Origin of the sequence: Mammaliicoccus sp. L-M44 (genome assembly GCF_022386355.1) — a bacterium.
Taxonomy (GTDB): Bacteria; Bacillota; Bacilli; order Staphylococcales; family Staphylococcaceae; genus Mammaliicoccus; species Mammaliicoccus sciuri_A.
The window spans coordinates 11,150-27,048 of sequence record NZ_JAJNIU010000017.1; the positions used below are offsets into that span (position 1 = coordinate 11,150).

15 protein-coding genes and 1 pseudogene are annotated in these 15,899 nt (G+C 33.3%); 15 read left to right on the forward strand and 1 reads right to left on the reverse strand.

What is annotated here, in order from left to right; translation table 11 throughout:
• Positions 1-1,318: 1,318 nt before the first annotated feature.
• Positions 1,319-2,368: an ACP synthase gene (locus LQ611_RS10015; RefSeq protein WP_164961584.1), complete on the reverse strand. Its 1,050-nt coding sequence runs from the start codon at positions 2,366-2,368 to the stop codon at positions 1,319-1,321.
• Positions 2,369-2,504: 136 nt separating this feature from the next.
• On the opposite strand from LQ611_RS10015, the gene ssb reads away from it, so the two are divergent.
• From ssb to LQ611_RS10085, 15 genes and pseudogenes are all read left to right on the forward strand, one after another.
• Positions 2,505-2,789 (forward strand): cassette chromosome ssDNA-binding protein, encoded by a 285-nt coding sequence (gene ssb, locus LQ611_RS10020; protein WP_239709555.1) that lies wholly within the window; start codon positions 2,505-2,507, stop codon positions 2,787-2,789.
• Positions 2,789-4,576 carry a cassette chromosome replicative helicase gene (gene cch1, locus LQ611_RS10025; RefSeq protein WP_000181743.1) on the forward strand — a complete coding sequence of 596 codons (1,788 nt, stop codon included), beginning with the start codon at positions 2,789-2,791 and terminating at the stop codon, positions 4,574-4,576. The genes ssb and cch1 overlap by 1 nt, the downstream gene beginning before the upstream one ends.
• Positions 4,577-4,665: 89 nt before the next feature.
• On the forward strand, positions 4,666-4,941 hold the full coding sequence (locus tag LQ611_RS10030; protein WP_001791132.1) for a hypothetical protein: 276 nt from the start codon (positions 4,666-4,668) through the stop codon (positions 4,939-4,941).
• 192 nt (positions 4,942-5,133) lie between these two features.
• Complete coding sequence (gene ccrA, locus LQ611_RS10035) at positions 5,134-6,480, forward strand: cassette chromosome recombinase CcrA (RefSeq protein ID WP_000816499.1); 1,347 nt, start codon at positions 5,134-5,136, stop codon at positions 6,478-6,480.
• A 20-nt stretch (positions 6,481-6,500) separates the two neighbouring features.
• On the forward strand, positions 6,501-8,129 hold the full coding sequence (gene ccrB / locus LQ611_RS10040) for a cassette chromosome recombinase CcrB (RefSeq protein ID WP_001186596.1): 1,629 nt from the start codon (positions 6,501-6,503) through the stop codon (positions 8,127-8,129).
• A gap of 470 nt (positions 8,130-8,599) precedes the next feature.
• Positions 8,600-8,950 (forward strand): SAUGI family uracil-DNA glycosylase inhibitor, encoded by a 351-nt coding sequence (locus LQ611_RS10045; RefSeq protein WP_239705862.1) that lies wholly within the window; start codon positions 8,600-8,602, stop codon positions 8,948-8,950.
• 84 nt (positions 8,951-9,034) lie between these two features.
• Complete coding sequence (locus tag LQ611_RS10050) at positions 9,035-9,346, forward strand: DUF960 family protein (RefSeq protein ID WP_000833212.1); 312 nt, start codon at positions 9,035-9,037, stop codon at positions 9,344-9,346.
• 18 nt (positions 9,347-9,364) lie between these two features.
• Positions 9,365-9,886, forward strand: coding sequence for a DUF1643 domain-containing protein (locus tag LQ611_RS10055; protein ID WP_000836008.1), 522 nt, complete (start codon positions 9,365-9,367; stop codon positions 9,884-9,886).
• 1 nt (position 9,887) lies between these two features.
• Entirely contained in the window at positions 9,888-10,094 is a 207-nt protein-coding gene (locus tag LQ611_RS10060; RefSeq protein ID WP_001077283.1) for a hypothetical protein, read from the forward strand.
• Positions 10,087-10,410, forward strand: coding sequence for a JAB domain-containing protein (locus tag LQ611_RS10065; RefSeq protein WP_000088091.1), 324 nt, complete (start codon positions 10,087-10,089; stop codon positions 10,408-10,410). Before LQ611_RS10060 ends, LQ611_RS10065 begins: the two co-directional genes overlap by 8 nt.
• 118 nt (positions 10,411-10,528) lie before the next feature.
• A pseudogene (locus LQ611_RS14285) lies at positions 10,529-10,609 on the forward strand (site-specific integrase); the annotation flags it as partial.
• Positions 10,605-12,497, forward strand: a complete 1,893-nt coding sequence (locus LQ611_RS10070; RefSeq protein ID WP_002485298.1) for a site-specific integrase — start codon at positions 10,605-10,607, stop codon at positions 12,495-12,497. The pseudogene LQ611_RS14285 and the gene LQ611_RS10070, both read left to right, overlap by 5 nt.
• A gap of 6 nt (positions 12,498-12,503) precedes the next feature.
• Positions 12,504-12,881 carry a DUF6262 family protein gene (locus tag LQ611_RS10075; RefSeq protein WP_001041908.1) on the forward strand — a complete coding sequence of 126 codons (378 nt, stop codon included), beginning with the start codon at positions 12,504-12,506 and terminating at the stop codon, positions 12,879-12,881.
• Positions 12,882-13,118: 237 nt separating this feature from the next.
• Positions 13,119-13,484, forward strand: coding sequence for an ArsR/SmtB family transcription factor (locus tag LQ611_RS10080; RefSeq protein WP_000159127.1), 366 nt, complete (start codon positions 13,119-13,121; stop codon positions 13,482-13,484).
• Positions 13,477-15,891, forward strand: a complete 2,415-nt coding sequence (locus tag LQ611_RS10085; RefSeq protein ID WP_000378485.1) for a cadmium-translocating P-type ATPase CadA — start codon at positions 13,477-13,479, stop codon at positions 15,889-15,891. The genes LQ611_RS10080 and LQ611_RS10085 overlap by 8 nt, the downstream gene beginning before the upstream one ends.
• Positions 15,892-15,899: the final 8 nt, after the last annotated feature.

Consider the following 15,899-nt stretch of genomic DNA (forward strand, 5'->3'; position numbering starts at 1 on the left):
ATATGGAAATTTAATTTTCAATAATTAAAAAATTTAAACAATCATAAAAATTATATCATTGTTTTATACAACTAAATATCATACATTTAATTGCATATAAATTTATATAAAATGGTATGTATCACTAGGATTTATTATAATATCTAGCAATGACAATAAAATACTTGTATATTGTAAAATTTTTGTAATTTTTTTGTGAAATCCATTATTTACTTATAAGTAAAGACAATATGACAAAACCAAAAATCCTAACTTCATTTTCATGAGTAAAAAATAATAATTCTCTCACTATATCTCTTTGTGTAAATAGATTTTCCCTTAAAACAATTACTTGTTATAACCTTTTATTCTTTATATATTTTATAAATAAAATATCAATGATTTCATATTTTGATATTTGCGAAAAAATTTCTATTTAAATTTTGTTTAACTATATATAATCTTTGATTATATGTGTAGACTCCTTTTAATGTATAAACCTTTTATATTTTATTCTCATTTCGAAAGCTATATATCTTAAAATTTTAAGAAAATCACTTTACCTTTAGGATTTTTTACAGATTAAAAACTTATAAATGACATATAACATTTATTCGATATTTGGATGATTAGGGTGACAAGTATTCCATAATCCATCAGTATTCAATGTTTCTGAATAATCAACTTTTACTTTCATAAGGTGTCTTCTTTAATTAAGAGTAGAATAGTACTTAATAAAAATTTCAATACAATTTATCTATTAAGTAGGACTATATGAGCAGCTAGTCTGTTCCTGTCTAAAAATATCATGAAGTACAAAGGAGATGTTTCACAAATTTTACTATTGTGAATAAATTGTTAATGTAGTAATACTATTTTAAAATTTAAATACTGTCTCTGATTCATTTAGTTTTTAATTTTGCATTACTATAGTACTACTTATCTAATTTAAAATTGATTAAATTATAATTTGAAAGATATTGTTTAATGTATAAACAAAGACGAAGTGCTAAGGTGCACTTCGTCAAGAGGATAGTTATTAAAAAGTACCTACTTCTTTATTGAATTTTATTGTGACGTAAAGCTTTTTTATTGTTGTCTTCATGAATATCAATGTACTCAATAATGCTTAGATATAATGCTCAAAACTATTTTTATAGATTCTACTTTCCTAAGTATATGGGAAAATGGTTTCTATTTGAATTTCGTCATACAACGATTAATCTATTTTTTCTTTAGATTACTTCATACAATTTTTGTGTAGTTAAGAATCATTAATCCTGGTCTAACTTAACATTTTTTAAAGTTAATTATATTTATAAATATTGTCAGTGAAAAACTATTTCTTTAAAGCATCTACAGCTTTAAAAAACAATGATACATTATATTCAATATTGTTATGCTTTGTTTTTTTTCTAGGATAGTAGTATTCCTTATAATAATCAATTTTAGCTTCTAGCATATTCTGTTCAATAGACAAAGTCGCGATTGATAATTCTTCTTTCAACGCATTTTCAAATCTTTCAATCTGTTCTTTTACATATCTGTACTTTTTAATGGATTCCTCTATCAGTTTAATTCTTTTTTGATTATCTGATTCTTTTTCGCATTCATCCACAATACGCCTAATAATATATAACCTAACAGTCGGTAATCTTATATCTATAAGTAAAATAATGACATATGATTGAATAAATGCGTTCAATCCTTCTTCAAATTCATGGCCAGTTTTCTTTTGTCCTTTAAATGCCTTCAAATATAATTCTATTAAATAAAATAATTCATTTAAAAAAGCCCATGCATATTCCATTTCTAAAGCAACATAACTAATTAATTGATTAGTAAGATTATAATACTGAATCTCATTATGTAAATATTCCCAATGCTTCTCCATCTTTGTATATGATATTTTTCCTCCTAACCGTACATACTCATTTTCTTTTTTGGATCGATTATAGAGAATATTTGGCTTTGTAACCAATCTTTTTTGCGTCTTGTTTATATCTGCTAATGCTTTTGAGGTAATAGATGGGTCATAACTCAAATGTTCATCTACTTTCTTTATCGCAAGTAGTGATTTTAATTGTTCTTCATTTATAAATGGTTTAAGTTTAAATTCATTGTTTTGACTATTGATATACGTCATAGTATTTAAATTTCTATAAATTTTATTCATACTTCTAAATTCTGAGTCATCTAACAAATAATCAAAATTAGAGTTAAAGTGTTTTTGTATAAATGATACTCTATGCATCTTTTGGTGTTCATTTAAATCGCTTAAACTTCTTAATAACAATAAATCTTCATAAACCTCACCTGATATATCCAACTGCAGACAATCTACTAAACTGCCATACTTGTCAATAATCTCTTCTATCGTAGGTATCATATATACCCCCCTCCCTATTTTTTGTTCCGCGTCTAATTAAAATGCTTCATTTATGCTTATTATAGCAATCAACCATTGAGGTGTTAAGCATCTACAGTATTGATTGACTAATAAGACTTATTTGGAGGAACTTATTATGAAAGAAAAAGAATTTTATTCACTAAAACGTGCTGTTACAAGCATCGCATTTAATTTACCTGTAGGCACCCTGTTTATGTATCACGATTTGAATGTGAGGGCTAATGTTTTGTGCTCGACTGAAATTCAACAAGATGTTGGTCGTTGGTTTGCACATTTTGTAAAATATACACCTAACCTTCCATTCATTGTAGTTGGAAAAAAAGGTTCATCTTTGCTCTACCTTAAGACTGCACCAAATCCGATGAATCATCAAAATAACTGGAAAGGTGGTAACAACTAATGACTAACATCATCTTTAGTGAATATCCATACTGGCTTACTGAAGATTCATGGTATGAAGTTATACCACCGAAAGGTAAAAATGATCAGCAAAAGTCCATACGCTTATCTAGTCCAATTTTAATTAAAAACAAGTTTCTTGACCCCAAATCTGGGGTTGAGAAACTAGTTATTTCCAACGGACAAAATATTGAACGTATTGAAACATCAGATATTTTAACATCGCAAAAGTTACCTTCACTAATCATGTATGGCTTCAGCATCAATGAGAAGTACATTAAATCATTAAGCAATGCACTACAATTAATGCGCCAATCACTGCCTCTGTCATCGTTGTATACGGGTGTCGGTGTGTTAAATACTGATAAAGGTGTCGTCATTTCATTAGATGAACCATATCTTTCAAAAGAAATTACACAGTCGCAGGCGGATGAAATCATTTGTGAAACACAGTACGATCTACAACCTAAAGGCACTTTTGAAGACTGGTGGCAAATGTATCTTGATGAAGTAAAAGGAAACTTGTTACTCGAACTTGCTGTAGTGTTTGGTATTTCTTCATTAGTAACTGCGTTTTTAAAAACAAAACATGAGGTTGAATTCGCAGGTACGATTTTCTCATTTACGGGAAATTCAAGCACGGGTAAATCAACTGCAGCGGCTTTAGGAGTCTCAATAACCGGCAACCCTACTAAAGGTAGTAATACGCTGTTTAGATCATGGAATGGCACTAGAAACGCGCTTGAAGGATATCTAAGTAACAACTATGGTGTACCTATTGTATTGGACGAACTGTCATCTGCAACCTTTAAAGATACAACTGGTTTGCTCTATTCAATTGCCGAAGGTCAAGGAAGACAACGTTCTAATATACACGGAGAAGTCAAGTCACTAAAAAACTGGGGAACCTCAGTAATTAGTACTGCCGAACACAGTATTTTCAATAATAGTGCACGTAATGATGGTTTGAATGTACGTACCATTGAAATATCTGAAGCTTTTACAACTAACGCTGACAACGCAGATACTATTAAAAAAGCAACATCAGCTAATTATGGTCATATCATGCCATTAGTAGCTGAATATCTACTCAATCGTGAACAAGAAGTCATTAAATGGTTCCAAAATGAGCACCTAAGGTTCAAAACTCAACTAGAAAAGGAAACCAGCAATACAGGAATTCGGATGTTCAAACGCTATGCAACCATTACAACATCAGCACGTATATTGGAACGTGTCATTGCCACACCTGTTGATTTGAATGCTGTAAGGGACTATCTTATTAACTATCATTTAGATTCTGTTAGTGAGCGAAGCCTAGCTGATAAAGCAATTGAAGTCATTGTCCAATTTGTAGCACAAAATCGTGGTAAGTTTTCTGACGACACTAGGTTATCAACGCTTATTGAAAATTATGGAATGATTTCACTTGAAGATGATCATATCCAGGTGAAAATGATTGCCTCGGTTTTTAAAAATATGTTAAAAGAACATAATTTCCAAGATACAAATAATGTCATTGATGCACTGAGGGATAAAGATTACATCCAGTCAGACGCCAATCGTAAAACAACAAAACGTAGTGTCAAAGACAAAGAAGGCAAACCAAAAACCATCGTATTTTATCATCTTAAGCTTGATAAATCATACGCTCCTATTTTTGGTCTATCTGAAAAAAGTAAATTCAATATACCCTTATCATTTATCTCTGAACACCAACATCCAATACTACGAGACATGATTTCAAAAGCAAGAGAATGGGATAAAAACGGTGATATTGACTTTTAAAGCTTAAAATATGTTATTAAATAAATTTGCTACAACACCTATTTAAAGGTGTTGTAGCACAAATATTAAATCAATGGAGGAATTGTACTATGAATACAGTAGCACTAGCTCACGAAATTGAAGATGAAAGATTTGAATACTTAGAAAGCACACCCCTAGATACTGTGAAGGAATGCTGTAAACAAGAAGGTCGTCAAATAAGTAACACTTACACTGAGGAGTACAAGTTAATAAATGACATTTTGGAGAAAGTAATCAAACCTACGTCCATTGTTGCATATGGAGAATATGAAGATTACATTCATTTAAAAAAATTTGCTCAAAGAAGAATATCGAATTCGTTACTACTTTTGAGATGCAACTAAAGAATTGTTGTTAATACTATGAATAATGAGGTGATATACATGGACGAATTAATCATACTATTAGCCGATCTGGTTATTGAAGAAATCAATCACGCTGATGACTAATAATACCGCCCAACACCCGACTGGTGTTGGGCTTATCTATAATTTCGTTCATAAATATATATTATCTCTTTGAAAGGAGGAAATACTATGAAACGAGCCATTGGTTATTTGCGCCAAAGTACAACGAAACAACAATCACTCCCAGCTCAAAAGCAAGCAATAGAATTATTAGCTCCAAAGCACAATATTCAAAATATCCAATACATTAGTGATAAGCAATCAGGCAGAACAGATAATCGAACAGGCTATCAACAAGTCACCGAACGCATCCAACAAAGACAATGTGACGTATTATGTTGTTATCGCTTGAATCGACTTCATCGCAACTTGAAAAATGCATTAAAACTCATGAAACTCTGTCAAAAATATCATGTTCATATTCTAAGTGTTCATGATGGCTATTTTGATATGGATAAAGCGTTTGATCGCCTAAAACTCAATATATTCATGAGTCTGGCTGAACTTGAATCCGATAATATTGGAGAACAAGTCAAAAATGGACTTAGAGAAAAGGCAAAACAAGGTAAACTCATAACGACCCATGCGCCTTTCGGTTATCACTATCAAAATGGTACTTTCATCATTAATAATGATGAATCACCTACCGTCAAAGCTGTATTCAATTATTATCTTCAAGGATATGGCTACAAGAAGATTGCACAATATTTAGAAGACGATAATAAACTTATTACCCGCAAGCCTTATCAGGTACGAAATATAATTATGAACCCAAATTATTGTGGTCGTGTCATCAATCAATATGGTCAATATAACAATATGGTACCACCTATTGTTTCGGCAACGAAATATGAACATGCTCAAGCAATCCGTAATAAGAAGCAACTTCACTGTATACCTTCAGAGAATCAGCTGAAACAAAAGATCAAATGTCCTTGTTGTGACTCAACACTGACAAATATGACAATAAGAAAAAAACATACATTGCGATATTATATTTGTCCTAAAAATATGAATGAATCTCGCTTTGTCTGTTCATTCAAAGGAATAAATGCACAAAAATTAGAAGTTCAAGTCTTAGCTACATGTCAGAACTTCTTTCAAAACCAACAGCTCTATTCAAAAATTAATAATGCAATTCATCAACGCCTCAAAAAACAAAGAGTGATAGAAGCTAAAAGTACGCTAACTCAAGAACAACTGATAGATAAACTTGCCAAAGGTATGATTGATGCTGAATCATTCAGAAAACAGACTCATTTGATGAATCAAAAGCACAAAACCATATCCTCCATAAGTGATAATCAGTTACAAACATCACTACAAAAGGTTATACAGAAAAGTTTCACGTTAAACATGCTGCATCCCTATATTGATGAAATTCGCATTACAAAAAATAAAGCCCTTGTTGGGATCTATTTCAAAAATGAACCATTGAACATTGTGAACCAAACCTCGCAATCATCGATTGCTTAATCAGAAAGGATGAAAAAATCATGCAACAACTCAAACAAAAACGTGTCGGTATCTATGTTCGTGTATCAACGGAAATCCAAAGTACTGAAGGCTATAGTATCGATGGACAAATCAATCAAATTCGAGAATATTGTGATTTCAATAACTTTGTTGTTGTAGATGTATACGCGGATAGAGGTATCTCTGGAAAATCTATGAACCGACCAGAACTACAACGTTTGTTAAAAGATGCGAACGAAGGTCAGATTGATTCTGTTATGGTCTACAAAACAAACCGACTAGCACGTAACACTTCTGACTTACTCAAAATTGTTGAAGACCTTCATCGTCAAAATGTCGAATTCTTCAGCTTATCTGAGCGTATGGAAGTCAATACAAGCAGTGGTAAATTGATGCTACAAATTCTAGCGAGTTTTTCAGAATTTGAAAGAAATAATATTGTCGAAAATGTATTCATGGGTCAAACCCGACGCGCTCAAGAAGGCTATTATCAAGGCAATTTGCCGCTGGGCTATGACAAAATACCGGATAGCAAGCATGAACTCATGATAAACCAACATGAAGCGAATATTGTCAAATATATATTTGAGTCATATGCTAAAGGCCACGGATATCGTAAAATTGCGAATGCACTCAATCACAAAGGATACGTGACTAAAAAAGGAAAGCCTTTCAGTATTGGTTCAGTGACCTATATCTTATCTAATCCATTCTATGTTGGTAAAATTCAATTCGCAAAGTACAAAGATTGGAATGAAAAGCGTCGTAAAGGGCTGAATGATAAACCAATAATAGCTGAAGGTAAGCATTCCCCTATTATTATTCAAGACTTATGGGATAAAGTCCAATTACGTAAAAAACAAGTCAGTCAAAAACCTCAAGTCCACGGTAAAGGAACTAATCTATTAACAGGTATCGTTCATTGTCCACAATGTGGTGCACCAATGGCAGCTAGTAACACAACGAACACATTGAAAGATGGTACCAAGAAGCGAATACGTTATTATTCTTGCAGTAACTTCCGAAACAAAGGCTCAAAAGTATGTTCTGCGAATAGCGTTAGAGCTGATGTGATTGAGAAATACGTCATGGATCAAATACTCGAAATTGTCAAAAGTGATAAAGTCATTAACCAAGTCTTAGAACGTGTCAATCAAGAAAATAAAGTCGATATTGGTGCATTGAACCACGATATCGCTTATAAACAACAACAATACGATGAAGTCAGCGGGAAACTCCATAATTTAGTTAAAACCATTGAAGATAATCCGGACCTAACATCTGCATTGAAAGCAACTATTCATCAATATGAAACACAACTCAATGACATTACAAATCAAATGAATCAACTCAAACAGCAACAAAATCAAGAGAAACTATCTTATGATACGAAACAAATCGCTGCCCTATTACAACGAATATTTCAAAATATAGAATCAATGGATAAAGCACAACTCAAAGCATTATATCTTACAGTCATTGACCGTATTGATATTCGTAAAGACGGTAATCATAAAAAACAGTTCTACGTTACACTAAAACTCAATAATGAAATTATTAAACAACTTTTCAATAATACCCCTCTCGACGAAGTGCTCCTCAGCACTTCGTCTTTATTTTTGCCTCAAACGCTCTTTCTTCAAATCTAATATCTATGTACTGTCCTTTCGTCATTCAATAACACCCATCTAACGAATCTTTTCAACATACTAACAAGTCACAACTCAATGTGAAGCTTATATTGTATGACGAAAGAACATCCCAAAATAAAATATGAACGGGATAGCAATGGGATTTGATAAATACATGTAGGATAAGGATTACGCAAGCGTAATCCCGAAATCCCATTATTATTTATAAATAAATAATATAAAAAGAAAAAGTAAGTCGTACTGACACCACCAAATCCAAATGATATATAAATATATCGCTATATTTCCTGAGAAATGAGCGGGATAATGGGATTTCCTTGTCATATCAACAATTGTGATAATTTTCTATTGGGATATTTTCTTAATAACAATGGGATTCACAAACGAAACAAAATTTTTTTGAAGCATATATTATCTATATGGTGTATTACATGTATACATCAAAAACATTATAGGAGGTCATAACCATGACACTAGAAAAACAACTCAAAGAGTATATAACTAACTTATTCAATCTGCCAAAGGACGAAAAATGGGAATGTGAATCTATCGATGAAGTGGCAGATAATATCCTTCCTGATCAATATATCAGACTTGGTCCGCTTACCAACAAAATCCTTCATACGTATACTTACTACTCTGACACACTTCATGAAAGGCATATATACCCCTTTATCCTCTACTATCAAAAACAACTTATTGCGATTGGTTATATTGATGAAACAAACGATATGGACTTCTTATATCTTCATAACACAGTTATGCCACTACTAGATCAAAGACACTTACTTGAAAAGGAGAATTATAATAATGAATAAATGGATACACATAGCTCAGATAAGCGTCACAGTCATTACAGAAGTTATTACAATAATGAAAGATATAGAAAAGGAGAAATGAGCATGAAACGTTATATTACACGTAGTATTGCCAATTACTTGCCAGCAATGTTGCAGCAACAGTTATGGAAACTTGTAGCGCAACGCGAAAACGAACAATTCAAGGAACTAGAAGAGATTGATTACTTTCATATATTCCAGTTCAATATGCATAATAGTCAATTATATATCAAACATAAGCAAGAACGTCCAGAGTACGTAAAAATTCATAAGGCAAATTATTCAAAAGCTATCAATATTAATAAGGTCTACATTATCCGAGAAGATGATGTAGACCTTTCTTATTACGTCATGTTGTTACCTGAAGAATATTAAATAAAGGAGTTAGATAAAATGAAATCAATCAAAAGTGTATTAGAAACTGAAGCGATATTTAGTCAGGATAAAATGCATCGTTATCTTCTCAAGAAAACTTGGGATATTGATAAAGAAGTACTTACAATTATAACGATGTATCCTCATTATGATGGTGTTATCAACGTTGACCTTACAACACAACTTATTGTCAATAAAGTAGCTGAAAAAGATGAATATGGTGGCGTTAATTTTATAAATCTTTTTTCAAATATTGATACCCCCATTAATTTAAAACATATCGAAAACAGCCATGACAAGCACACGGATATTCACATTATGAAAGCTGTCAAAGAAGCCGATAGTGTTTTATTGGCTTGGGGTTCCTACGGAAAAAAACCTCTTGTGGAAAATCGAGTGAATGAAGTATTAGACATGTTAAAACCTCACAGTAAGAAAATCAGTATATTAACAAATCCTCAAACAAATGAAATCATGCATCCATTAAATCCATACGCTAGAAAGGCATGGACAATTAAACCATTAAAGGAGACTAAATAGAATGAATCAAACATGGAAAGAAGTATACCAATATTTAATGCATCAACCACACATCGATGTTATTAAAGGCATTATCGCCTTTTCATCAAACAAAAAAAATAATTCAGAATTAGATGAGCTATATTCCATTTATATGAATGATGATTCTATCACATCCATTGTTCACCCTGACTTAATAGAAAGTATAGAGCTTATCCATAATGAGTAGAAAAAGAATAGATGTTGTCAAAGTCCAAATGGTTAAAGAAGATACACTTTGGTATTTAAAAAGACGTATTGAAGAACCAAAAGACGCTGCTGATATTATGCGTGACTTCATAGGAAATGCTGACCGAGAACACTTCATTTTAATTTGCTTGAATAGCAAAAATGAACCTACACATATTGAAACCGTCTCTATAGGAACCATTAATTTTGCGGTTATACATCCTCGAGAAATATTTAAAACAGCCATATTAAGTAACGCAACGGGTATGATTATTGGCCATAACCACCCAAGTGGAGACATATTAACCATAGTATAATAAATAATAGTAGTTAAAGTAGTTCAGGAGGAGATGTTAAAGGGAGATTTTACTTTAAATAAAAATTAACAAGGTTTATAATTTGTAGTACTTAAAGTGTTTAAAGAGGGGGGCGCGTGTGAGGGTTCAAAGGATAGAAGTGGAGAATAAGCCGTATCCATTGTATTTATTACTAGATAAAGAATACCAGCTAAATGAATGCTTCTAGTAAAAGGAAAATTATCAGTCAGAGTGAGATCAGCAAAAAAATAGCTGTAATGAATGAAGAAATGCAAGGGTTTTGGGCTAATAATAGTTGGGATATAAGAAAATGTCCACATCCTTCTGCCATAGAATTAAGTAAGAATCCTGCTTTAAGAAATCGTTGGGTTCGTTTTGAACGTGTTAAAAATCTGTGGTTAAGAACAGAATTGAAATATTTTTATTTTTACCATTTAAACAATGGAATATGGAATGCAAAAACTGTCTGGATTAGAAAAGGAACAGTAATTAATAAAATGTTGGATTTTTTAGATTTAAAGTATCCCAGCATTACTTCAATTACTGAAGTTCCTATTGATAAAGCAATGACGGAGTATAGAACATATTTGACAAAACAGGGTGTTAGAATTACCACCACTAATTATAAGATTACTGCTAATCAAGAAAAAACACCTGTAAAAGCTAATTCTTACTATGTTACTAATCTTAAACAATTTATTGAGTTTTATGAGGATTTTTATTTTGATGGAGAGGAGTGGGATAAAGACGTTTGGGATAGACGAAACTTACCTTTGCCAGATGATAAGGTTAACCCAACACAATATGAATATACAATTAACTTTAAAGGGTTTCGGAATACATATTTTAAACAGCTTGTAAAAAGATATTGTAAGTTAAGATTGAACATGGATAGCTTTTCCTATGTAAGTGATATTGCCCAAAAACTTAAAGAGTTCTTTAATTTTCTGGACATAAAGTTTAAACACGTTCAGAGAGTACACCAATTAACGAGAGTGGAAATTGAAGCATATTTAAGTGAACTAAACATGATGGGGATAAAACCTAGTACAATAACTGGGAGGATCTCTATATTGGAAGGACTATTTAGTACCCTTCATAGGCTAGAATGGGATGATGTTCCTTCCAAATTATTAATTTATCCCGAGGACTATCCGAAAATACCAAGAGCAAAACCTCGCTTTATAGACGAATTCGTTCTAGAGCAATTGAACAGTCATCTTGATAAATTACCCGAATATATAGCTACGATGACTATGATTGTTCAAGAATGTGGAATGAGGATAAGTGAATTGTGCACCTTGAAAAAAGGCTGTTTATTAGAGGACAAAGATGGAGATTACTTTTTAAAGTATTATCAATGGAAAATGAAAAAGGAGCATATAGTTCCAATATCTAAAGAGGTAGTTTTACTTATTAAAGTTCGGGAAGATAAAGTTTCAGAGGAATTTCCAGATAGTGAATACCTCTTTCCAAGAAAAGATGGATCGCCATTAAAACAAGAAACATTTAGAGGCGAATTAAATAAATTAGCTTATGAGCAAAATATAGTGGATAAATTAGGCGAGATTTATAGATTCCATGCCCATGCCTTTCGCCATTCAGTAGGAACAAGAATGATTAACAACGGGGTGCCCCAGCATATTGTGCAGAAATTTTTGGGACATGAAAGCCCAGAAATGACAAGCAGATACGCTCATATCTTTGATGAAACTCTAAAAAATGAATTTACTAAATTTCAAGAAAAACTGGTTACCAATAATGGAGATGTGCTCAATCTAGATGATGATAGTGAAGTCGATGATGTAGAGCTTCAATGGTTCAAGAAAAATATAAATGCACAAGTGCTTCCAAATGGTTATTGTAGATTGCCAGTAATAGCAGGTGGTTGTCCACATGCGAATGCATGCTTAGATTGCACTCACTTCTGTACCAGTAAGCAATTCTTACCACAGCACGAAGAACAGTTAGAGCGTACAGAAGAGTTATTAACCATAGCAAAGGATAAACAATGGCAAAGACAAATAGAGACTAATAGCCGTGTTAAAGAGCGTTTAGAACAAATCATTGGAAGTTTAACGGGGTAATTATCAATGAATAAACAAGTTAGAAATACAACAGAAATTGTACGTTTGGCGAAGCAGAAATCACAAAAGACAAGAGAAAAAGTAGACAAAGCGATTTCTAAATTTTCGATTGAAGGTAAAGCTATTAATTTTAATTCAATAGCAAAGGAAGCTAATGTTTCTAAATCATGGCTTTATAAGGAACACGATATTAGGCAAAGAATCGAATCCCTTCGTGAGCGTCAAATAACATCAAATGTAGTCTCAAAACCCAAGAAAAGTTCTCGTTCGGAGGAAATCCTTATAAAAACCTTAAAAAGAAGAGTTATGGAATTAGAAAAAGAAAATAAAAAATTACAGAACCAAATTCAAAAATTATATGGAGATCTGTATAATAAAGAGTAGTTTTTATTATTAATCTGTAGACAGATTGTGAAAGGATGCACTTAAACTAACGGGGCAGTTATGTTTAAGATACTTTAAAATTTGGTTAAAATCTCCGAAAGGATTGGTTTCTAACATTAGAAACCAATCCTTTTTAATATTAATTATATATCATTCAAACAATCATTTGACTATTTGTTTATAGTGGGATATATTATAATCATCAAACAAACAGTCATTTGAATAAGGAGGGTAATTATGACAAAAGATATGTGTGAAGTTACCTATATTCATGAAGATAAGGTAAACAGGGCTAAAAAAGACCTTGCTAAACAGAATCCTATGGATGTAGCGAAAGTTTTTAAGGCTCTATCAGATGATACAAGAGTTAAAATTGCTTATGTTTTGTCTTTAGAGGGAGAGTTATGTGTTTGTGATGTAGCTAATATCATTGAATCTTCAACGGCTACGGCATCCCATCATTTAAGATTATTGAAAAATTTAGGTATAGCAAAATACCGTAAAGAAGGAAAATTAGTCTATTATTCACTAGATGATGAGCATGTTAAACAGCTTGTAGAAAAAGCTTTCTTGCATCAAAGGGAGGTTGCTAGTATTGGATAGTTCAACAAAAACATTAACAGAAGATAAACAGGTTTACCGTGTGGAGGGTTTCTCGTGTGCGAATTGTGCTGGGAAGTTTGAAAAAAATGTAAAAGAACTATCAGGGGTGCATGATGCTAAAGTCAATTTCGGAGCTTCCAAAATTGATGTCTTTGGCAGTGCAACCGTTGAAGATCTGGAAAAGGCTGGTGCTTTCGAGAATCTTAAAGTGGCACCAGAGAAGGCTAGAAGAAGGGTCGAACCAGTGGTAACAGAAGATAAAAATGTTTACCGTGTGGAGGGATTTTCTTGCGCAAACTGTGCTGGGAAGTTTGAAAAAAATGTAAAACAACTAGCTGGAGTTCAGGATGCAAAAGTGAACTTTGGCGCTTCTAAAATTGATGTATATGGAAACGCATCGGTTGAAGAGCTTGAAAAAGCAGGTGCTTTCGAGAATCTTAAGGTAATTCCTGAAAAACTGGCGAATCCATCGATACAAGCGGTCAAAGAAGACACTAAGGCTCCTAAAGAAGAGAAAATACCGTTTTATAAAAAACACAGCACATTGCTGTTTGCCACATTACTGATTGCTTTTGGTTACCTTTCTCACTTTGTAAATGGAGAAGATAACCTTGTAACGTCCATGTTATTTGTAAGTTCGATTGTAATTGGCGGATATTCACTATTTAAAGTTGGTTTTCAAAATTTGATACGCTTTGATTTCGACATGAAAACCCTGATGACCGTTGCAGTTATTGGAGCTGCCATCATTGGTGAATGGGCAGAGGCATCCATTGTTGTCATTCTCTTTGCAATCAGTGAAGCACTTGAACGTTTTTCTATGGATAGAGCAAGACAGTCCATTCGTTCATTGATGGATATTGCCCCAAAAGAAGCACTTGTTAGGCGGAATGGTCAGGAAATAATGATCCATGTGGACGATATTGCCGTGGGTGATATTATGATCGTCAAACCAGGGGAGAAAATTGCCATGGATGGGATCATTATAAATGGTGTGTCGGCTGTCAACCAGGCTGCTATAACAGGAGAATCTGTCCCTGTTGCCAAAACGGTAGATGATGAAGTATTTGCAGGCACGCTTAACGAAGAGGGACTACTTGAAGTAAAAATCACCAAATACGTAGAGGATACAACTATCTCCAAGATTATTCATCTGGTTGAGGAAGCACAAGGGGAGCGCGCTCCAGCGCAAGCATTCGTAGATAAATTTGCGAAATATTATACGCCGATCATTATGGTTATTGCGGCGCTCGTTGCAGTCGTTCCACCTTTATTCTTTGGTGGAAGTTGGGATACTTGGGTTTATCAAGGATTAGCGGTACTTGTAGTTGGATGTCCGTGTGCATTAGTTATTACTACTCCAATCTCGATTGTCTCGGCAATTGGAAATGCAGCTAAAAAAGGTGTGTTGATTAAAGGCGGTGTCTATCTAGAGGAATTAGGAGCCATTAAGGCAATCGCATTTGATAAAACAGGAACACTGACAAAAGGTGTACCAGTGGTAACAGATTTTAAAGTGTTAAATGATCAAGTGGAAGAAAAAGAGCTGTTTTCCATTATTACAGCTTTAGAATATCGATCACAACATCCACTTGCTTCAGCAATAATGAAGAAAGCAGAGCAAGATAATATTACTTATTCCGATGTTAGAGTGAAGGACTTCACTTCTATTACAGGTCGGGGCATTCAAGGGAATATAGATGGAACAACCTATTACATTGGCAGTCCAAGGCTTTTTAAAGAATTAAATGTTTCCGATTTTAGCCTTGAGTTTGAAAATAAAGTGAAAGTTTTACAAAACCAAGGGAAAACGGCCATGATTATTGGAACGGACCAAACAATCCTCGGCGTGATTGCTGTAGCAGATGAGGTCCGCGAAACAAGTAAAAATGTGATTCTAAAACTTCATCAGTTAGGAATCAAGCAAACAATTATGCTGACAGGTGATAATCAAGGTACCGCAGAAGCAATCGGTGCTCATGTAGGCGTTTCTGATATTCAGTCCGAATTGTTGCCACAGGATAAGTTGGACTATATTAAAAAAATGAAAGCCGAGCATGGTAATGTAGCTATGATTGGCGATGGCGTCAATGATGCTCCTGCACTTGCTGCATCCACTGTTGGCATTGCAATGGGCGGTGCTGGAACAGATACTGCCATCGAGACAGCTGATATTGCATTAATGGGAGATGATTTAAGTAAGCTTCCATTTGCAGTAAGACTTAGCAGGAAAACGCTAAATATCATCAAAGCGAACATCACGTTTGCCATCGGAATTAAGATAATTGCCTTACTATTGGTTATTCCAGGCTGGCTAACCCTTTGGATTGCGATTCTTTCCGATATGGGAGCCACTATTTTGGTAGCATTAAATAGTTTGCGACTGATGAGAGTGAAGGATAAATAGGTACTATA

Coding starts and splice junctions, on each gene's coding strand:
- LQ611_RS10050 (WP_000833212.1), top strand. CDS start 9,035: ATGAAACGTTATATTACACGTAGTATTGCCAATTACTTGCCAGCAATG.
- LQ611_RS10065 (WP_000088091.1), top strand. CDS start 10,087: ATGAGTAGAAAAAGAATAGATGTTGTCAAAGTCCAAATGGTTAAAGAA.
- LQ611_RS10030 (WP_001791132.1), top strand. CDS start 4,666: ATGAATACAGTAGCACTAGCTCACGAAATTGAAGATGAAAGATTTGAA.
- cch1 (WP_000181743.1), top strand. CDS start 2,789: ATGACTAACATCATCTTTAGTGAATATCCATACTGGCTTACTGAAGAT.
- LQ611_RS10075 (WP_001041908.1), top strand. CDS start 12,504: ATGAATAAACAAGTTAGAAATACAACAGAAATTGTACGTTTGGCGAAG.
- LQ611_RS10055 (WP_000836008.1), top strand. CDS start 9,365: ATGAAATCAATCAAAAGTGTATTAGAAACTGAAGCGATATTTAGTCAG.
- LQ611_RS10045 (WP_239705862.1), top strand. CDS start 8,600: ATGACACTAGAAAAACAACTCAAAGAGTATATAACTAACTTATTCAAT.
- ccrB (WP_001186596.1), top strand. CDS start 6,501: ATGCAACAACTCAAACAAAAACGTGTCGGTATCTATGTTCGTGTATCA.
- LQ611_RS10080 (WP_000159127.1), top strand. CDS start 13,119: ATGACAAAAGATATGTGTGAAGTTACCTATATTCATGAAGATAAGGTA.
- ccrA (WP_000816499.1), top strand. CDS start 5,134: ATGAAACGAGCCATTGGTTATTTGCGCCAAAGTACAACGAAACAACAA.
- LQ611_RS10060 (WP_001077283.1), top strand. CDS start 9,888: ATGAATCAAACATGGAAAGAAGTATACCAATATTTAATGCATCAACCA.
- ssb (WP_239709555.1), top strand. CDS start 2,505: ATGAAAGAAAAAGAATTTTATTCACTAAAACGTGCTGTTACAAGCATC.
- LQ611_RS10070 (WP_002485298.1), top strand. CDS start 10,605: ATGAATGCTTCTAGTAAAAGGAAAATTATCAGTCAGAGTGAGATCAGC.
- LQ611_RS10015 (WP_164961584.1), bottom strand. CDS start 2,368: ATGATACCTACGATAGAAGAGATTATTGACAAGTATGGCAGTTTAGTA.